The sequence below is a fragment of the Pseudoalteromonas obscura genome, assembly GCF_030135505.1.
Classification (GTDB): Bacteria; Pseudomonadota; Gammaproteobacteria; order Enterobacterales; family Alteromonadaceae; genus Pseudoalteromonas; species Pseudoalteromonas obscura.
Genome location: NZ_JASJUT010000006.1, coordinates 104,350 through 123,218, shown reverse-complemented (window position 1 = coordinate 123,218; position 18,869 = coordinate 104,350). Strand labels below are relative to the sequence as shown.

18 protein-coding genes are annotated in these 18,869 nt (G+C 42.7%); 4 read left to right on the top strand and 14 right to left on the bottom strand.

Annotated elements, in window-relative coordinates:
• Positions 1-208: 208 nt before the first annotated feature.
• Positions 209-904: an XRE family transcriptional regulator gene (locus QNM18_RS15080; protein ID WP_211012372.1), complete on the bottom strand. Its 696-nt coding sequence runs from the start codon at positions 902-904 to the stop codon at positions 209-211.
• A 259-nt stretch (positions 905-1,163) separates the two neighbouring features.
• On the opposite strand from QNM18_RS15080, the gene QNM18_RS15075 reads away from it, so the two are divergent.
• Both QNM18_RS15075 and QNM18_RS15070 read left to right on the top strand, forming a co-directional pair.
• Entirely contained in the window at positions 1,164-1,502 is a 339-nt protein-coding gene (locus QNM18_RS15075) for a helix-turn-helix domain-containing protein (protein ID WP_247687495.1), read from the top strand.
• 409 nt (positions 1,503-1,911) lie between these two features.
• Positions 1,912-2,694, top strand: coding sequence for a hypothetical protein (locus tag QNM18_RS15070; RefSeq protein WP_284137696.1), 783 nt, complete (start codon positions 1,912-1,914; stop codon positions 2,692-2,694).
• A gap of 56 nt (positions 2,695-2,750) precedes the next feature.
• On the opposite strand, the gene lipA is transcribed toward QNM18_RS15070, so the two are convergent.
• From lipA to leuS, 13 genes are all read right to left on the bottom strand, one after another.
• Positions 2,751-3,716, bottom strand: a complete 966-nt coding sequence (gene lipA, locus QNM18_RS15065; protein WP_023398552.1) for a lipoyl synthase — start codon at positions 3,714-3,716, stop codon at positions 2,751-2,753.
• Positions 3,713-4,366 carry a lipoyl(octanoyl) transferase LipB gene (gene lipB / locus QNM18_RS15060; RefSeq protein WP_284137695.1) on the bottom strand — a complete coding sequence of 218 codons (654 nt, stop codon included), beginning with the start codon at positions 4,364-4,366 and terminating at the stop codon, positions 3,713-3,715. Before lipB ends, lipA begins: the two co-directional genes overlap by 4 nt.
• Positions 4,367-4,378: 12 nt before the next feature.
• On the bottom strand, positions 4,379-4,657 hold the full coding sequence (gene ybeD / locus QNM18_RS15055; RefSeq protein WP_023398554.1) for a DUF493 family protein YbeD: 279 nt from the start codon (positions 4,655-4,657) through the stop codon (positions 4,379-4,381).
• Positions 4,658-4,820: 163 nt separating this feature from the next.
• Complete coding sequence (locus QNM18_RS15050) at positions 4,821-5,984, bottom strand: serine hydrolase (RefSeq protein ID WP_211012507.1); 1,164 nt, start codon at positions 5,982-5,984, stop codon at positions 4,821-4,823.
• A 146-nt stretch (positions 5,985-6,130) separates the two neighbouring features.
• On the bottom strand, positions 6,131-6,886 hold the full coding sequence (locus QNM18_RS15045; RefSeq protein ID WP_284137694.1) for a septal ring lytic transglycosylase RlpA family protein: 756 nt from the start codon (positions 6,884-6,886) through the stop codon (positions 6,131-6,133).
• A gap of 3 nt (positions 6,887-6,889) precedes the next feature.
• Entirely contained in the window at positions 6,890-7,996 is a 1,107-nt protein-coding gene (rodA, locus tag QNM18_RS15040) for a rod shape-determining protein RodA (RefSeq protein ID WP_211012376.1), read from the bottom strand.
• Complete coding sequence (gene mrdA / locus QNM18_RS15035) at positions 7,993-9,864, bottom strand: penicillin-binding protein 2 (RefSeq protein WP_211012377.1); 1,872 nt, start codon at positions 9,862-9,864, stop codon at positions 7,993-7,995. Before mrdA ends, rodA begins: the two co-directional genes overlap by 4 nt.
• 7 nt (positions 9,865-9,871) lie before the next feature.
• The gene (rlmH, locus tag QNM18_RS15030) at positions 9,872-10,342 is read right to left on the bottom strand and encodes a 23S rRNA (pseudouridine(1915)-N(3))-methyltransferase RlmH (protein WP_036975605.1); all 471 of its coding nucleotides are present in this window, start codon (positions 10,340-10,342) and stop codon (positions 9,872-9,874) included.
• A 1-nt stretch (position 10,343) separates the two neighbouring features.
• Positions 10,344-10,661, bottom strand: coding sequence for a ribosome silencing factor (gene rsfS, locus QNM18_RS15025; RefSeq protein ID WP_023398560.1), 318 nt, complete (start codon positions 10,659-10,661; stop codon positions 10,344-10,346).
• 87 nt (positions 10,662-10,748) lie between these two features.
• Positions 10,749-11,378 carry a nicotinate-nucleotide adenylyltransferase gene (gene nadD, locus QNM18_RS15020; protein ID WP_284137693.1) on the bottom strand — a complete coding sequence of 210 codons (630 nt, stop codon included), beginning with the start codon at positions 11,376-11,378 and terminating at the stop codon, positions 10,749-10,751.
• Entirely contained in the window at positions 11,378-12,436 is a 1,059-nt protein-coding gene (holA, locus tag QNM18_RS15015; RefSeq protein WP_284137692.1) for a DNA polymerase III subunit delta, read from the bottom strand. The genes nadD and holA overlap by 1 nt, the downstream gene beginning before the upstream one ends.
• Entirely contained in the window at positions 12,436-12,942 is a 507-nt protein-coding gene (locus QNM18_RS15010) for an LPS-assembly lipoprotein LptE (RefSeq protein WP_211012508.1), read from the bottom strand. Before QNM18_RS15010 ends, holA begins: the two co-directional genes overlap by 1 nt.
• Positions 12,943-12,998: 56 nt before the next feature.
• Complete coding sequence (gene leuS / locus QNM18_RS15005) at positions 12,999-15,587, bottom strand: leucine--tRNA ligase (protein WP_284137691.1); 2,589 nt, start codon at positions 15,585-15,587, stop codon at positions 12,999-13,001.
• A gap of 356 nt (positions 15,588-15,943) precedes the next feature.
• Between leuS and QNM18_RS15000 the strand changes: the two genes are divergently transcribed.
• Entirely contained in the window at positions 15,944-16,402 is a 459-nt protein-coding gene (locus QNM18_RS15000; RefSeq protein WP_211012381.1) for a zinc ribbon-containing protein, read from the top strand.
• Between the two features lie 47 nt (positions 16,403-16,449).
• Positions 16,450-18,861, top strand: coding sequence for a Lon protease family protein (locus QNM18_RS14995; RefSeq protein ID WP_211012382.1), 2,412 nt, complete (start codon positions 16,450-16,452; stop codon positions 18,859-18,861).
• The last annotated feature ends 8 nt before the right edge of the window (positions 18,862-18,869 follow it).

The following is an 18,869-nucleotide window of genomic DNA, read 5'->3' as shown; positions in this document are numbered from 1 at the left end:
TATTTGATTTTATTGTGATTTTTTGAATTTTTTAAGGTGTAAAATTTTACAGTTACACACATAATGGTCCAGCTTATGAGTGTACGTAATTAGAACGAGGCTGAACATGCAAGCGAAGAGGTGAGGAAGTATTATTATTTGGCGCTGCGATACCACATACCACAGCGAATTTTGCCTTTATAAGGCTCTACACGGTGTTTGAAAAAAGCTATGTTAAATCTTTACCGATCCACACAACTTTTCCGATGATTTCCAACTGCTCCATTTCGTCTGGTTTTACGACTTGCTCAACATATTCTTTATTATCGCTGATAAGCCTCACAGAGCCGTCCAAGTACTGTTGTAGTCGTTTGGCATATAGCTCTTCTCCAAGCCTTACTACATATATCAGACCTTCGCTGAGTTTTTTGTCACTCAAGTCAACCAAAATGGTATTGTTATTGTGAATGGTTGGCTCCATAGAATCGCCTTTGGCAAATACAACTGCTAATTTACTCTTTTCGAGGTTCTTGTACTCGAGCCATTTTTTTCTAAATGCTAAATGCCTTGATACTTGCATTTGGTCATTAAAAGCGCCGTGTCCTGTGCTGACTGAGACATGGTAGCCTGGTACTAATACAAAAGCGTCATTGAACTCATCCAGTTTTACAATGGGGTGCAACGTTGAATCAGGGGCGCAGCTATCTTCTCCTGTGATCAACCACAATAAACTCACTTGTGCTTCACTGGAAATCCTTTCAATAATGCTGAGTTTAGGGTCTTCGCCTTTTAATATTCGACGCAACGTGCCTTCAGAGACATCAATTTTTGACGCAAATGCCCTGATACTGTGAGGCTTTATTGCTTCCTCTACACGTTCTGCCAAGGTATTTAGGTAACTTTCTCCGTCCATAATGGGTTTCATTTCCTACATCACATCTATTTAAGCGTCAATTTGGACATTATAAGGAGCTTTAAAAATAAACTCAATGCAATTTTTTACGCAGGAATAAATTTATTAGCGGTTGTGGTGCGTAACTTTTTGCTCTATACTTATTAAAAAATTACGCAGACCGAGCTTTAGTACGGTTCAGTATGCATTAATTACGGTAAGTTATAACAGTTAGTAGGGCACTTTTGAGTGCAAACGTACTTGCTTGCGTAAAAAAATAAGGAAAGTGAATATGGCCAACCACCCAACATTTAATACACAAATGAAGTCTAGACTATCTCAGCATCTGGTGTCTGCTCATAGCGGTGCTGACTTAAGTCCAAAACCTGTCAAGTTAGTGCGTACTCCAAAAGGGGCGCAATTATTAAAGTATGCACGAAAATGCAGGGGTTATACACAAGCTGAATCAGCAGCTTGTTATGGTATTGAGGAGCGCACGTTAAGGCGTTGGGAAAATAATGAATATAACCCTAGATGGAATGATGTTATTTCGTTGATTGAAGATGTGTATTTAATGGATATTACTCAAGTTATTGAAGGAGTAAGGAATGACTCCGAATTAACTGCGTAAATAGTTACGCGTTTGCTGTATATCATAAATCAGGTCAGTTTATTACGCGCCCTTTAAAGTTGCGTAATATTATGACCTCTTTAGATAAAGCCTCGTTGCTTGTCAGGTAAGCCGAGTAGTCGTTAAAGTAGCTGAGGAGTAAGTTTTTATGATGAACTTGGGTGTATTACATAGGATAGCTGATTTTTTCTAATGACACCTTATTAAACTCAAATGGTTCCATAATCACCCTTCGCGTGAAAAATCTATTTTATTGATTTAAAAAGGAATACTTTCTATTTTAAGATGTTGATTCGAAGATAGAGGCTTTTGATATTAGAGACTTTGCCTGTTAACTTTTTACTCAATGGATAGCTGAGGAAGCAGTACAGACTACAAATATTTTTCTCAATATAGAAAGGAAATTATTATGTCTTTATCTAAATTATCACTGACCATTGGTACGTTATTGGCGAGTTTAAATTGTTATGCATCAGCGCAAAATGTGGCAGATGTCGATGGTTATGAGCGCGTAACCAGCTACGCTTATGGACCCGTCAGAAGTGTGGCTATTACCAGTGAACATGCCCACAAACTGGTACTTAACGTACGACTTAGCAACGAATTCAGTCGCTGCGATAGTGCCAATGTATACTCTAATCGTACACACACTAACCTTGCAAGTTTAAATGTCTCTGTAAATTCCCATATACAGGCAAGTTTGACAATGGAAACAGATCTCAGTGATGAAAATGCACTACAAGATGCTAAGACGGTTCATATAGGGTGTACTGATGAGTTCGGGCAAGATTACAACGTGTTAGTCAATGTGCCTGGCGCGCCAATTGTCGACTGGCAAATTTCCTTGCAACCAGCGGGTAAGTTTATTTATAAACCATATTCATATGGCTATCATTCAGCATATAAAATTGAAAGTCGTCTTAGTATAAATAACCAAAACACGCAGTCTTACTGTACAACTATAGCAAATCGGGGTGTATCGCTTGGTCTATTTCATGGTGAAGACCGCAAAGGTCCTTTTCATTCAGACGTATTTATAAAAAATGAAGTATTGGCGAACCCTGCACATCAAGTTTTGTATCAAATTATTGAGTGTGAAAATGCGGCCGGAAAGACCATGGCAGTGAAGGTTTTCAATTTAACAAACCCCAATCACATCCACCTTTGGGAGGATCAGTTGATAGTTAAATAAAAGGGGCGAATAAAAAAGCAAGTCGTGAGACTTGCTTTTTTATGTGCAAAGATAAATTACTTAACTTCTTTACCAGCAGCTTGTTGGTCAGCATGGTAACTAGAGCGAACAAATGGACCACATGCGGCATGTGAAAAGCCTATTTCGTCCGCATAGTCTTTCAGCGCGTCAAACTCTACCGGTGGCACATAACGCTTAACTGGTAAGTGGTGCTTCGAAGGTGCAAGATATTGACCAACTGTCAGCATATCGACGTTATGCTCTCGAAGATCTCTTAAGACTTCTTCGATTTCTGGGATCTCTTCCCCTAATCCAACCATCAAACCTGATTTAGTTTTAACTTCAGGGTGTGCCTCTTTAAATCGGCGTAACAACTCTAAAGACCATTTATAGTCGGCACCTGGACGAGCTAGTTTGTAAAGTCTCGGTGCTGTTTCTAAGTTGTGGTTGAACACATCAGGTGGCGTTTCAGTTAAGATCTCCAAGGCACGATCCATACGACCGCGGAAATCAGGAACTAGGATTTCAATTGTAATGCCTGGATTATGTTTGCGGATCTCTCTAATGCAATCAGCAAAGTGCTGGGCACCACCGTCACGTAAGTCATCTCTGTCTACAGAGGTGATCACCACATATTTAAGCTTCATATCTTTAATAGTGAGTGCTAACTTTTCTGGCTCTGCCGCGTCAGGCTTCAGCGGGCGACCATGTGCCACATCACAGAATGGACAACGACGAGTACAAATAGCACCTAAAATCATGAAAGTTGCTGTACCGTGATTAAAGCATTCAGACAAATTAGGGCAAGATGCTTCTTCACAAACAGAGTGTAAGCCATGCTTTCGCATCGCGCTTTTGATCCCTTCTATTCGCTCACTTGATTTTGGTAAGCGGATCTTTAGCCATTCTGGTTTGCGGAGCATTTGCTCTCGTTCAGTTGGTAGTACTTTTACCGGGATCAATGCCATTTTTTCAGCATCGCGTAACTTTACACCCGGTTCCATTTTGACTGGTTTACTCATTCGTTCTCAAACCCTTCAGTGTGAACAACATGCTCAGCGTTAATGCGCTTAAGCATATGTTTGATGAGCCCTTGACCCGCTTTATCAAGTGAATCAGGCCCATTTAAATCGCTAGTTTGTACCATCTCCATGCCAGCATAGCCGCATGGGTTAATACGTAAAAATGGACTAAGGTCCATATTGACATTCAGTGCAAGCCCGTGAAATGAACAGCCTCTTCTTACTCTTAAACCCAAAGAAGCCACTTTACGGTCATCGACGTAAACGCCTGGAGCGTCTGCTTTGGCGTAGGCATTGATATTGTACTCTTGCAATGTATCAATGATGGTTTCTTCGAGCCAAGTAACAAGTTCACGCACGCCAATTTTTAGACGTCGTAAATTGAATAGAACGTACATCATTTGCTGCCCAGGACCGTGATAAGTTACTTGGCCGCCTCTATCAACTTTCACAACAGGAATATCTCCTGGTGCAAGTAGGTGTTCTGCTTTACCAGCCTGGCCTTGAGTAAATACAGGATCATGTTCAACTAGCCAGATTTCATCTGGCGCAGAATCGTCACGTTGATCTGTGAATTGCTGCATTTTTTGCCATATTGGCTCGTAACTTTTTCGTCCTAGGTGACGAATGATGACATGATGGTTGCTCATGGACTTCCCTGATTACAATACGTAACGAACCGCTTCGATACTACCGAGCTCGGTATATATCTGCTCAATGTGTTCTTTTGACGTTACCGTTGCAACTAAAGTCACTGATTCATATGTCCCTTTACTGCTTGGCTTCACTTTAGGTGCGTAGTCACCAGGCGCAATAGCTTGCATTTTAGTCAGGATTTGATCTGTCAGATCAACGTTTGCTAGGCCCATAATTTTAAAAGTAAACGGGCAAGGGAATTCTAAGTACTCATCAAACTTAGTGTTTTTTACAGGTGTTACCATGACGGTTTCCTCACTACAGATACTAAGCGATGATTGTGTAATGTGAATTGTTTTCACTTAGGCATCATCACCTCAATAATGCCGGGCATTCTATCATTTTTGCAGCAAAAAAAAACGCCTCTAATAGAGGCGCTGTTGCATTATATACATACTCTGCACAGGGTTATTGCATGATCTGTAAACGTAAGTAGTCGTATATGCGGCTGAAGAAACTGCCTTCTTCGATTTCTTCGAGTGTAACAAGTGGATACTCGGCAATATCTTCCCCTTCAAGTTGCAAGAACAAAGTACCTACAGTACTGCCCTTTGCAAGTGGTGCGGTCAGCGTTTGGTCCAACTCAAAATGTGCCTTCAAATTCTTGCGTTGGCCACGAGGAATGGTAATAGGTGTATCTTGTGTGATACCCAAAGAGACGGTTTCTTTGTTACCCATCCAAATACGTTGATCTGCAAAACTATCACCTGCTTTGTAAGGAGTAATCGTTTCGAAAAATCTAAAGCCATAGTTTAGCAGCTTCTTGCTTTCTACTTTTCTCGCTCGCTCGCTCTCTGTGCCCATCACGACGGCTATAAGTCTCATGTCGCCCTTGGTTGCAGAGGTGACTAAGCTGTAGCCTGCTTCTGCGGTATGGCCGGTTTTTATACCATCCACATCTAAGCTCGCATCCCACAGTAGTGAGTTGCGGTTATATTGCTTGATACCATTAAACGTAAAAGACTTTTGCTTATAAAGAGCATACTCTTCTGGGACATCACGGATCAGCGCAGCCCCCAGAGTGGCCATGTCTCTAGGTGTGGTGAATTGCTCAGGGGCATCTAAACCATGGCTATTGATAAAATAGCTATTGGTCATACCTAGTTTTTCAGCGTGTGCATTCATCAAATCAGCAAAAGCACTTTCGCTACCAGCTATATGCTCGGCCATTGCAACACATGCATCATTTCCTGATTGAATAATGATACCGTGGTTTAAATCATCAACGCTGACTTTTTTCCCTACTTCGATAAACATTTTTGAAGATTCAGGGAAGTTTTTTGCCCAAGCTTTTTCACTGATGGTAACCATGTCATTGGGAGAAATATTACCAGCAAGAATTTCTGTACCAATCACGTAACTGGTCATCATTTTAGTTAAACTTGCAGGTAAAAGCTTAGTATCCGCTTCTCCTTCAGCGATGACTTTACCTGTCGTGAAGTCGACCAGGAAATAACCTTTCGCACTCACTTGCGGTGGAGAAGGTATGATCTGTGCACTTGCCGAAAACAATGACAAAGAACACACGACACCAAGGATTTTTTTAACTACTTTTGGTTTAAATACTGTCATCATGCTCGCTTTTTAATTAGTCTGGGTAGTCGCTCAATTGTTAGACCAACCAGTAGATTTTATTTTTGTACTGCATACTACATATTATACCTATATGCAGGCATTAGTCGCGGAACAAAAATTATGTAATTCAGTTTTAGAATATTTTAAAGTTCATACTCTGTGTAAAGCAAGAAAGCTTTATTAAATTCACCTTCTTGTAAGGTTTGTAGCACTTTTTGTGCTGTATGATCATCCAAAATGGGTCCAAGTCGCAATTTGTAAAGATTATCTTCAAACGCGATAGGTGTACCTAGTTCAAATTTATTAGAAAGTTGCACTGCTAAAGCCTGTACATTTTCCATACTGCTGCCAGCGGCAACTTGCACATAAGTTAAGCGTGGGTTTTTTCGGTCAATAGTAATCGCCTCAATCTTAACCTCAGCTGTACCTTGTAAATGATAACCCAGTTTATATGCGGCAGCATAAGACAGGTCAATGACCCTATCATCATGAAAAGGTCCGCGATCATTCACTCGGACAATGGCACTTACATTGTTTTGCAAATTGGTGACCTTGACAAAACTGGGCAAAGGCAGTGTTTTATGAGCTGCTGTCATGTCAAACATGTTGAATGTTTCACCATTGGATGTGTAGTAACCATGAAATTTACGGCCATACCAAGACGCAGTCCCTGTTTGCGTAAACCCTTTTTCATCCGACATTGGTGCATAGTGTTTGCCAAGCACCGTATAAGGACGTCCAGCACTGACACTTTTTGGCTCGTTGGTGACTTTGGCATCTTGCATTTCGAGCTCAGTCGGGGCACGCAGCGGTGCCTTGTCTTGATTTGTATGATATCGACTACTACATGCGCTGAGAAGTAGTACGACAGCCAAAGGAATAAGGACGTTTTTCTTCATAAATTACTTTAATAACATTTTTTTATCTGTTGCTATTGCCATAATGATACCGAAACCAGCCATCAGTGTAACCATCGATGTCCCACCGTAACTGATCAAAGGCAGTGGTACGCCAACAACGGGTAATAATCCGGATACCATGCCGATATTGACAAAGATATATACAAAAAAGGTGAGGGTGAGTGCGCCTGCGAGCAACTTGCTAAATGCTTCTTGTGCATTGACTGCAATATAAAGCCCTCGGCCGATTATAAATAAGTACACGCTTAACAACATGACGACACCAAGCAGGCCAAACTCTTCGCTCAATACTGAGAAAATGAAATCAGTATGGCGCTCTGGTAAAAATTCGAGCTGTGATTGCGTACCATGTAGCCAACCTTTGCCCTCTATTCCTCCTGAGCCGATGGCTATTTTTGACTGAATAATATGATATCCAGCGCCTAGCGGGTCACTTTCCGGATCGAGTAAAGTTAAAACACGCTGCTTTTGATATTCATGCATGACAAAATGCCACATAGCAAATGCCCCAGGAATAGCCAATAACACACTGGTTCCGATTAGACGCCAGCTTAAACCAGATAAAAACAACACAAAAATGCCTGAACTGGCTATCAGTAAAGAGGTGCCTAAATCAGGCTGTTTTTGGATCAAGACAGTAGGGACTAGAACGATAGCAAACCCGATCACTAGGTGTAGCATTTTAGGGGGCAATTGTTGTCGCCCTATGTACCACGCAACCATCATAGGAACGGCTAATTTCATAATTTCTGAAGGCTGAAAACGCGTAACACCAATATCTAGCCAACGCTTTGCTCCATTGATGGTAATGCCAAAAAAGAATACCCCAATGAGCATAACTAATCCTACGGTGTACAGTGGAAAGACTAGCCTTTTTAGTGTGTTGGGGGAGATTTGAGCCATTACAAAAAGGGCGACAATAGCACCTAACATCCGTGTTGCATGGCGTGCCATCATGTCCATGTTTTGACCGCTGGCACTGTAAACGACGGCTAAACTACCGATCATCATGACAAGCAGCGCTGCCAGCAGAGGAAAATCAATGTGAATTCGTTGCCAAAATGAACGGCGCTTTCTCAATTGGTTCATTTACCCTCCGTGTCACTTGGATAAGACTCAAAATAATAATCCATAAGCTTGCGTGCGATTGGGGCTGCGATAGTTGAACCGCCCCCTTGGTTTTCGACAATAACTGTGACGACAATCCTGGGGTCATTGAAAGGCGCAAACCCTACATAAATGCCATTATCTCGATGTTTTTCTTTTAAGCTTTCTGCATCATACTTTTCACCTTGCGCAATACTCACTATCTGTGCAGTACCTGTTTTACCAGCAGGATCATAGTTTGCCCCTTTAAATGCTTTGTGTGCTGTACCGGTCGCTTTTTTTACGGTGTTATGCATGGCATCGAGTGCAATTTGCCAATTACGGGGATCTTTTAACACAACAGGCGGCTTTTCCTCTGTATACATTTGCTCCACGTTGTTATTTTGTTTTGCAACTTGCACGAGGTGAGGTGGGCGATGAATGCCTTTATTTACCAAAATAGAGACTGCATTGGTTATCTGCATCGGTGTCGCAGTCCAATATCCCTGACCGATACCGACAGAGATAGTATCTCCGGGCCACCAAGACTCTTTGAAGCGCTGTCTCTTCCATTCAGTAGTCGGCATGATTGCTGGGGTTTCTTCGTGTATATCAATCCCCGATAAATCACCAAATCCAAACTGGCTCATAAAATTGCTGATTTTAGTGATGCCAAGTTTGTAGGCTGTTTCATAGAAATATGTGTCACATGACTGCTCTATGGCTTCGTAGACATCCACATGACCATGCCCCCATCGTAACCAGTCTCGCCAGCGATGTTCAACATTGGGGATCTGGAAAAATCCGGGATCCCAAACTTTGGTATTCTCTTTGACCACTCCTTCCTCTAAAGCCAAAATAGCAAGGTGAGGTTTGACGGTTGAAGCGGGTGCATATCGCCCCTGAGTTGCACGATTGATAAGTGGTCTGTCTGGGTTAAGCAGCGCGCGATAATCTTTGCTACTTATACCATGAACAAATAGATTTGGGTCGTAACTTGGATTTGAGTAGAGTGCGAGGATCCCACCATCTTTAGGATCCATAACGACAATGGCTCCACGCACGCCATCAAGCACTTCTTGGGCAATTTTCTGTAACCCAATGTCTAACGTCAATACCAAGTCTTCACCAGGTTTGGGATGCTCAATGCTTAGTGAACGAATAATTCGGCCACGATTATTGACTTCTACACGCTGAGAGCCTACTTGGCCATGGAGGCGCTGCTCATAAAATTTCTCGATCCCGAGTTTACCAAAGTCATGGGTGGCGCGGTAATTTTTGGCAAGGCCTTGAGATTCTAGTTCGCTGAGCTCTTTTTTGTTGAGTCGAGATACATAGCCTAAAGCGTGGGTCAGTGCGTCGCCATAGGGGTAATGTCGTGCTAATCTCGCTTCAATGCTAAAACCGGGGAAGCGGTGTTGATTGACCGCGAAAATAGCGACCTCTTGTTCGTCTAGACGTGCCTTAAGAATTTGGCTTTTAAAGCGCCGAGAACGTCGGTTACTTTTTATTACTGCTTCTTTTTGTGCATCTGTAATGCTGATAATTTCGCTGAGTTGCTGCAGCGATAATGCCAGATCGTCAACTTGCTCAGGAATAACTTCTAGGTTATAAACAGGCCTATTTTCGGCCAACAATACGCCATTTCTATCGTAAATTAACCCGCGATTGGGGGCGATAGGAATAACTTTAATGCGATTATCATTGGAGCGGGTTTGATAAGTTTCGTGCTTTTCAACTTGCAGTGTATAGATGTTGTTAAGCAGAACTCCAATAAGGATAACGACAAAAACGAAGCCAACAAAAGCGCGTCGCGCAAACAAATTGGCTTCAGCGCTATGGTCGCGGATCGTTGGCCGGTTTTTTATCATGGATGGCTTATTCTCTGTGATACGGGTGGTTGTTATTTAAGCTCCAGCCTCGGTATAGACTTTCAGCAACGACAATTCTTACCAGTGGATGGGGCAATGTTAGATTGGACAGAGACCATTTTTGCTCCGATGCGGCAATACATTCTGGTGCAAGCCCTTCAGGCCCACCTATCAGTAAGCTGACGTCACGACCATCGAGCTGCCATTTTTCCATGTTAGTTGCTAGTTGGTGTGTATCCCAAGGTTTGCCAGTTACTTCTAATGTAACGATGCGGTTTCCTTTCGGAATAGCCGCCAGCGTTTTTTCGCCTTCCTGTTGTAAAATGCGTTTAATATCTGCATTTTTACCGCGCTTACCCGCGCTGATCTCGATCAAGTCTAAAGGCATATCTTTTGGAAAACGACGTTGATACTCTTTAAAACCAGTTTCCACCCATGCCGGCATTTTTGTGCCAACAGCAATTAACTGAATTTTCACGCTAGCCCCAAAGCTTTTCTAGATCATAAAAATCACGAGTTTGGTCTTGCATGACATGTACCACAACATCTCCCAAGTCAACAAGTACCCACTCACCGACATCTTGGCCTTCGTGGCCTAGTGGTGTTTCGCCGGCATGACGCGCTTCTTTTGCTACATGGTCTGCAATTGATTGAACGTGGCGTTTCGAGTTGCCTGAACAAATGACTAAATAATCAGTGATTGAGGACGTTTCTCTGACATCTAACTTCACAATGTCACGGGCTTTCATATCATCGACTTTATCTAAAGCAAAGTCTAAAAGTTGTTTTGAATCCAAATCAGAATCTCTATGCTATGTACACTACTAATAAGGGCGCAATTCTAACATGTTTTCCAGTAGAATTATCAAGTCGATCAGCGGCAGTTACTGTGCGTACAGTTTATTTTTATTAATATAAGTTATGACCGACTCTGGCAGCCAAGGTTCAACGGACTGGCCGGATTTTATTACTGTGCGAATTTCGCTCGATGCTGCGGAAAAAGGCTCGCCAGTCATAAAGTAACATTTCCCTGCTTGAACTTGGTGCAATGTATCTGGATGGGTTACCTTGGCATGTGCTAGGTAATGGGTTAGCTGCAAGCATGGTGCAAATTTATCGCCCGGCCTTGCATATACTACGATATGGCATAGTTGAGTGATTGTTTGCCATTGATACCAACTGCTAAGGCTATTAAAAGAGTCCATACCCATCAAAAAAGCGATGGGAGTATTGGGGTGTTCAGCCCTTAATTCTTGTAAGGTTAATACAGTATACGAGGGCTCAGTGCGTGTAATCTCCCTAGTATCTATGTTAAATCTTGATTCTTCGTTAGTAGCCAATTGTAACATCGCCAAGCGGTGCTCTGTGGCTATACTTGGGCCTTTTTTATGCACAGGTGTTGCATTGGGCATAAATGATAAAGAAGTGAGAGATAATTCCTTTAAACACTGTTTGGCCATATTGATATGCCCTAAGTGGATCGGGTCAAAGGTACCGCCAAAAAGTGCAATCATCAGTGCTGAGCTCCTAGCTGGTTTGAACTGTCAGCAAAAGGCATTGGGAAATTTATTGGCTGACAAAAACTTAAAGCGATATGTGCAAGGCCTTGGAATGGCGCACTAATTCCATTGCTTTTGAAGGCAGAATCAAACTGCGCGAGCAGAGATATAATATGTTCTAGTTGGGCGATTGTGAGCCTATCTAAAGCTTGTTGTGTCGACTGCTGCTGGTTTTTCCAAATATTATGTTGCTTGAACAGTGGCGCAATAGCTAGGCCTTGTACCAGTGCACGCTTCATAGCGAGTAAAGTCTGCGCTTGATTTTGTATTGTCCAAGCAACACTGGTCGGTTCAACATTGTCAGTAGCTAACTTATTGAGTATTTTCACGATATACTTTGCATTGCCTTTCAACAAACCATCATTTAGATCGAAGATGTCGAACTTGGCTTGATTGAGTAGGCCACTCATAAGTTGCTGTTGATCAATCAAAGCATCTTTATATAGTAGTGACAGCTTTTCAAGTTCTTGATACGTGGCAAGTAAGTTACCTTCCGTTGCCAGCAGTAAGCTGCGCTTGGCGTCGCTTTTTAAATTGACTTTTAAACGTTTACATTCGTCATCCAACCACCTTTCTAAGTGATAACCTGTGAGGGCATAACAAGGTACAAATAAGCCTTGTTTGTCGAGAGCTTTAAACCAAGCTGAGCGCTGAATATCTTGGCCCGCTTTTGCACCCTTTATAATTAATATGACATCTGGGTTTATATTGGCAGCCAGCTCTTTTAGGATGTTAACGCCTTGCGTAGGTGGCTTCTGTTGGTTTAAATCAAGTTCGATAATTGTACGTGCACTAAAAAGCGACATGCTGTTGTACTGGGCAATGAGTTCTTGCCAATCGAAGCCGGGCAGCAGGGCAAACTTGATGACTTCATCAAACCCTTGCTTTTTAGCTACTTGACGGATATTTAAAACACAATTTCCCTCTTGGAAAGGCTCTTCACCAAAAACAAGGTAGAAAGGATGCAGGCCTTTACTTAACTGGCCTGCTAGTTGATTTGCATAACAGCGCATTAGAGTTGTGACAGTTCGCGAATAATTCGTTTAGTGGCTAACTTGCGCATCTCAGATAGGATGATTTCCATTTCTTTGGATTTGGCAAGTGAGTTCGTTGGATCGTCTTGATAGTTGCGATAAAGCTCGAAACTTTGTTCAAAAGGCTCTTGATCCGGGCGAGATAGGCGGTAGGAAACTTTATATGCAAGCTCATACTGAGCAACTTGGCCATTTTGAAAAAGGCTCAATGGCTGCCTGCTCAGCGCATCTCTGTACAAGTGAAGCTCTGCTGCATTTTTACTATTTTTACCCGTAATCTCATCGTTAATTTTGACTTGGGAGCGCTGCAACTCGTATTTCAGTTGCTCGTATAAAGCTGACTTTTGGTCTTCTCCTGTTAGATGCAATACTCTTAGATCTTCAGGGATATACGACGCTTGTTTTAGATGAAAGCCACAGCCTGTGACAGTCAAACAGACTAGCAAAACTGCTAGTCCATTCTTTATGCCAGCAAGCGCGCGCATAGCAGCCAAGCCAGTAAGGCTTGCTGCTAAAATGACTCGCTTAACTAAGCCAATCATTAGTTGGCAACCACATTAAGTAGCTTGCCCGGCACATAAATTACTTTACGAATGGTTTTACCATCAGTGAATTTAGTGACGTTTTCTTCTGCGAAGGCTTTTGCTTCAACTTGCTCTTTTGTTGCGTCGGCGGCAACAGTCAATTTTGCACGCAGTTTACCGTTTACTTGAACAACAATCAGTTTTTCATCTTCAACCAAAGCGCTTTGATCTACTGTTGGCCAAGCGGCATCCAATACATCGCCTTGGTGACCAAGTTGTTCCCACAACTCATGACACATATGTGGTGTAATTGGCGCTAGCATAATGATAATTGCATTTAGCGCTTCATTTGCAAGTGCAATGTCTTGGTCGTTTTCTAGTGGTGCTTTTGTCAGTTTATTGGACAATTCCATAACTGCTGCAATCGCTGTGTTGAATGTTTGACGACGTTCAACATCATCAGTGACTTTAGCAATGGCTTTGTGGATTTCACGACGCAGCGTCTTTTGATTACTAGACAGCTTACTTAGATCTAGATCTGCAGTACCTGCATTTTTAACATCAACAGCATATTTCCAAACACGACGTAGGAACCTTTGAGCACCTTCAACACCAGAATCAGACCACTCAAGTGTTTGCTCTGGTGGAGCAGTGAACATCATGAATAAGCGCACTGTGTCGGCACCGTACTGTTTAATAACCGTTTGCGGGTCAATACCATTGTTTTTAGACTTGGACATTTTCCCCATACCCGCTGACATAACTGGCTCACCGTCGTCTTTATGCCAAGCTTTGATGATACGGCCTTTGTCGTCTTTTTCTGTTTCAACATCCAGTGGAGAGATCCAAATATCACCGCCTTTTTCATCTTTACGATAATAAGTATCAGCAAGGACCATACCTTGACAAAGCAAACGCTCAAACGGCTCGTCTGAATTAACTAAACCGAAATCTCTCAATAGCTTGTGGAAGAAGCGAGAGTATAGTAAGTGCAAGATAGCGTGTTCAATACCACCGATATATTGGTTTACAGGCAACCAATAGTTTGCAGCACCGGGCTCTAGTATGCCTTCATCGTAGCGCGGGCTACAGTAACGAGCGTAGTACCAAGATGACTCCATAAAGGTGTCAAAAGTATCTGTTTCGTGGAATGCTGGTTCGCCATTTACGGTGGCTTTGGCCCATTCAGGGTCTGCTTTAATCGGAGATGTTACACCATCCATTACAACGTCTTCAGGTAAACGCACTGGCAACATTTCTTCAGTCGCAGCGAGTTCTGAGCCATCTTCTTTGCTTAGCATTGGAATTGGTGAACCCCAATAACGTTGACGGCTAACACCCCAGTCGCGAAGGCGGAAGTTTACTTTGCGTTTGCCAGCACCCAGACTTTCTAACTTATCAGCAATAGCGTTGAAAGCGGCTTCAAAATCAAGGCCATCGAACTCACCTGAGTTGATAAGCACACCTTTTTCAGTGAAAGCTTCAGCAGCTAGATCAGCTTGTTGCTCAGCATCCGCCGCAGGGCTAATTACTTGCTTGATCTCTAGGCCATAAGCTGTCGCAAACTCATAGTCACGTTGATCATGACCAGGTACCGCCATGACGGCACCAGAACCGTAGTCCATTAAAACAAAGTTAGCGATCCAAATTGGGACTTCTTTACCTGTTAATGGGTGGATTGCGCTCAGGCCTGTTGCAATGCCTTTTTTGTCCATAGTAGCTAAATCAGCCTCTGCTACTTTGGTGTTTTTGCATTCTTCGACAAATGCAGCCACGTCTTCATTGCTTTTCGCCGCTTCTAAGGCAATTGGGTGGCCCGCTGCGACAGCAACATAAGTGACACCCATAAATGTGTCTGGGCGAGTCGTATAGACAGTAAAGCTTTCATTGTTGTCTGCGCGTTTGAAGTCGATCTCTAAACCTTCCGAGCGGCCAATCCAGTTGCGCTGCATGGTTTTAACCTGTTCTGGCCAGTGATCTAACTTGTCTAAGTCATCAAGTAGTTCTTGAGCATAGTCTGTGATTTTGATGAACCACTGTGGAATTTCTTTTTGTTCGACAAGTGCACCTGAACGCCAGCCACGACCGTCGATAACCTGCTCATTAGCAAGTACAGTTTGGTCGACTGGGTCCCAGTTTACGGTTGACATTTTCTTATACACTAAGCCCTTTTCATATAGCTTAGTGAAGAACCATTGTTCCCATTTATAGTATTCTGGGTGACACGTTGCGATTTCGCGATCCCAGTCATAACCAAAGCCCAGTTGCTTCAGCTGACCACGCATGTAGTCAATGTTTTCGTAGGTCCATTTTGCAGGCGCAGTATTATTTTTGATTGCTGCATTTTCAGCTGGTAGACCGAACGCATCCCAGCCCATTGGCTGCATGACATTTTTTCCTTGCAAGCGCTGGAAGCGCGAAACAACGTCACCGATTGTGTAATTACGGACATGTCCCATATGGAGCTTACCACTTGGGTAAGGGAACATAGACAAGCAATAGTATTTTTCTTTGCTTTCGTCTTCGACTACTTTAAATGTGTTATTTTCTTCCCAATAGGATTGAACCTTGGGTTCGATTTCTTGTGGGTTGTATTGCTCTTGCATTGACGTTTCCAGACTTCTTGCAAACTGATTGTAAAATTGGTCAATAGCATACCCGAAAACTTAGCCTGATCACAGCATATGATGGGCAATTTGCATGGAATAATCATATTTATGTCAATTTCAATTGCCCAACAATAAAAGACGTTGAAAATGTCTTTTATTGTTGGGCTCATGGCCCTTTTTGAGGAGTGCTCTATACTCTGAATATGCAATGTGAATGTGTTCAACAGGTGTTGTATCAACTTCGGCAACCATGGGTGACGTTTACGTGTTTGGCTGGGCATGATAAGTCAAATATGTAATGTGTGGCGTTGGGGTTTACCACTGTGACTAGATGTAGATGAACAGGAGGCAACATGGCAGATTATAAACATTGGCTTGATGATTTTTCTAAATGGTTTAAAGATGTGAAAGAGCATGAGCTGAAAAAAATGGTCGATGAATTTATTAAGGAAGAGCAGAGGTGGCGGGAGTTTGGCAAAAACAAGCTCAATGACTACAAGCATTACTTCAAACGTGATCTACAGCATATTTCACAACACCACGATCATTACCAAGGTGTTGCGTGGGAAGAGTTTAAAGAATCAATATTATACGAGTTAGCTTATTTAGAGGACAGGACGCAGCTTGAGTGGCAAGCTTTGATGTCTGATTTTGCACATGATGGCGTTTATAAAGAAGGTGAATGGATAGCTTTGGGGCAATTAGTGTGTAAGAATTGCGGCAATAAAACCGATGTTTATCACACTCTTGAGATAAAGGCTTGTAGTGAATGCGGGCATGATACTTTTTTGCGCAAGGCGCTGACACCCTAAACGACACAATGTTGTATTTCGAAGTGTGAACAATAAAGAAACCAGGAATGACTAAAACAATTAAGCCACTGTGTTCGGATCAGCTGACACCGACTGTTTCATTGCAACATATTCGATCATGTATGCAAAACCCTTATCCCGAGTCTTTACCTTTCATAGGACAACAACGCGCTCAGAGCGCGCTCGATTTTGCCCTTGGTATGGAATTACCTGGATACAACGTATTTGTCATGGGCGAAGCAGCTACAGGCCGCTTTACCATGGTCAAGGACAAATTAGAAGCGCATAGCAAAACGCGACCAACTCCCAAAGAGTGGCTTTATGTCAATAATTATGACGACCACAGAGAGCCTATCACTATGTTCATGCAGCCTGGTGAAAGCCGGCAGCTTGCAGATGACATTGATGCGTTTTTGGACGAAGTTGTGGACACCTTTCCTGCTGCATTTGACAACCCGGGCTATCAGCGCAAGAAAAAGTCAATTGATAGAGACTTTGACAATAAGTACAACGCAGCATTGACAGCGGTTGAGCAGCTGGCGATGAATAAAAGCGTGATCATGCTAGAGGAGAATGGGGCTGTCAGTTTTGTGCCAGTAGTCAATGGTAAACAGCTAGATGAAAATGAGTTTGCTGTACTTGATGAGCAAGTCCAGACTCAGTTTTACGAAGCCATTGACGAGTTGGAAGATGGCTTAATCGAAGCGCTTATCGAGCTACCTCGATGGAAGCGAGAGTCGTCAGAAAAGCTCAGAAAATTGAAAAAAACGACGATTGAGCTTGCAACTAAGCCATTGCTTAAAGCGCTTGAACACAAGTATGCCAGTCATATTGGGGTGATCCGTTACTTAAAAGATCTTCGCGTTGAAATAGTTGAAGCGGTTTTAGATTGGCTGGATGATGACTCTGCAGGTTCTGACGAGCAAAAAGAAGATTTCGATGCTAAAGGCATGTTGACAGACTTTTTTGCGCCAAATATTTTAATCGAATACAAAGAAGGGGCGCCTGCTCCGGTGGTGTATGAACCCAACCCAACGTTTGGAAATATATTTGGTAAGATTGAATACGAAAGCGCACAGGGGTCGCTGATCACTAGCTATCGCTCTATTCAAGCCGGAGCACTACATCGTGCAAACGGCGGGTACTTAATCATGGATGCGGATAAAGTACTCGCGTCTCCGCAAGTGTGGGACGGGCTTAAACTGTCATTAAAAACACATCAGATTAAAAATGATTTGCCATTTCAAGATAGCTCTGTGGGGAGTAGCTTTACCCTAAAGCCTCAGCTGATCCCCATGGATGTTAAAATTATTTTGCTGGGTTCTCGAGATTTGTATTACACCATTAGTGAGTATGATGAAGAGTTTGGAGAACTTTTCAGAGTCCTTGCTGACTTTGATTATTACTTGCCCTCCAGCGATAGGTTGCAGTACCAGTTTGTCACTAAAGTCCAAGAGTATTGCGAGCAAACTTTAAATTGTGGCCTGACGGCAGAAGCGTTAGTTCGACTTTTGAAGTTTAGCTATCGCCAAGCAGAACACCGCAGCAAATTGTCTGCACGTTTTGCTGATGTACTTGAGCTGGTGGCAGAGGCAAGCTATTACGCTAAACAAGATGGTGAAGAGATGATCGACGATCATCATATTACTGAGGCTTTACTTGGCAAACAATACCGCACCGGCCAACTAAGCGAAAATATGTTAAGTGACATAGAGGAAGGGCACACATTAATCGCCACACAAGGCCAAGCGGTGGGCAAAGTAAATGGACTGACTGTACTGCACATAGGCGACACAGCGTTTGGTACACCTGCACGGATCACGGCAACGGTCTATGCTGGTTCAGATGGTGTCATTGATGTTGAGCGAGAAGCCGAGCTTGGTAAGTCAATCCATTCGAAGGGAGTGATGTTGCTTACTGGCTATCTCGGTAACAAGTATGCGCAGCAGTTTAGTTTAACTTTGAGTGCAAATATAGCGATTGAGCAAAGCTACGGATATATAGATGGGGACAGTGCGTCACTGGCTGAATTATGTGGTTTAATCTCTGCCATCACTCAATTACCTATTGAGCAGTCTTTGGCATTGACAGGCTCTATAAATCAGCATGGTGAAGTGCAGGCGGTCGGCGGCGTTAATGAAAAAGTAGAAGGCTTTTTTAAACTCTGTAAGATGCGGGGTCTAACGGGTAGCCAAGGGGTGATCATTCCACATTCCAATTTAATTAACTTAGTGTTAGAAGACGAAGTGGTTGAGGCAATTGCAAGCAACAAGTTTAATTTGTTTGCAGTGAAAAGTGTTGACGAGGCGCTAGAGATTCTAATGAATGTGCCTGCTGGGAAGGTCAACCAAGGTAAGTATCCAAAAGGGACCATCAATCAATTAGCATTAGCTAGACTTGAGCAAATAGCACAAGTAGTTAATGGCGAAGAAAAAGAACCATCTGAAGACACTGAGTAGGAGTAGTT

Excerpts from the sequence above, each read along its gene's own strand:
- QNM18_RS15080 (WP_211012372.1), bottom strand. The coding sequence starts at position 904 with ATGAAACCCATTATGGACGGAGAAAGTTACCTAAATACCTTGGCAGAA.
- QNM18_RS15075 (WP_247687495.1), top strand. The coding sequence starts at position 1,164 with ATGGCCAACCACCCAACATTTAATACACAAATGAAGTCTAGACTATCT.
- QNM18_RS15070 (WP_284137696.1), top strand. The coding sequence starts at position 1,912 with ATGTCTTTATCTAAATTATCACTGACCATTGGTACGTTATTGGCGAGT.
- lipA (WP_023398552.1), bottom strand. The coding sequence starts at position 3,716 with ATGAGTAAACCAGTCAAAATGGAACCGGGTGTAAAGTTACGCGATGCT.
- lipB (WP_284137695.1), bottom strand. The coding sequence starts at position 4,366 with ATGAGCAACCATCATGTCATCATTCGTCACCTAGGACGAAAAAGTTAC.
- ybeD (WP_023398554.1), bottom strand. The coding sequence starts at position 4,657 with ATGGTAACACCTGTAAAAAACACTAAGTTTGATGAGTACTTAGAATTC.
- QNM18_RS15050 (WP_211012507.1), bottom strand. The coding sequence starts at position 5,984 with ATGACAGTATTTAAACCAAAAGTAGTTAAAAAAATCCTTGGTGTCGTG.
- QNM18_RS15045 (WP_284137694.1), bottom strand. The coding sequence starts at position 6,886 with ATGAAGAAAAACGTCCTTATTCCTTTGGCTGTCGTACTACTTCTCAGC.
- rodA (WP_211012376.1), bottom strand. The coding sequence starts at position 7,996 with ATGAACCAATTGAGAAAGCGCCGTTCATTTTGGCAACGAATTCACATT.
- mrdA (WP_211012377.1), bottom strand. The coding sequence starts at position 9,864 with ATGATAAAAAACCGGCCAACGATCCGCGACCATAGCGCTGAAGCCAAT.
- nadD (WP_284137693.1), bottom strand. The coding sequence starts at position 11,378 with ATGATTGCACTTTTTGGCGGTACCTTTGACCCGATCCACTTAGGGCAT.
- holA (WP_284137692.1), bottom strand. The coding sequence starts at position 12,436 with ATGCGCTGTTATGCAAATCAACTAGCAGGCCAGTTAAGTAAAGGCCTG.
- QNM18_RS15010 (WP_211012508.1), bottom strand. The coding sequence starts at position 12,942 with ATGCGCGCGCTTGCTGGCATAAAGAATGGACTAGCAGTTTTGCTAGTC.
- leuS (WP_284137691.1), bottom strand. The coding sequence starts at position 15,587 with ATGCAAGAGCAATACAACCCACAAGAAATCGAACCCAAGGTTCAATCC.
- QNM18_RS15000 (WP_211012381.1), top strand. The coding sequence starts at position 15,944 with ATGGCAGATTATAAACATTGGCTTGATGATTTTTCTAAATGGTTTAAA.
- QNM18_RS14995 (WP_211012382.1), top strand. The coding sequence starts at position 16,450 with ATGACTAAAACAATTAAGCCACTGTGTTCGGATCAGCTGACACCGACT.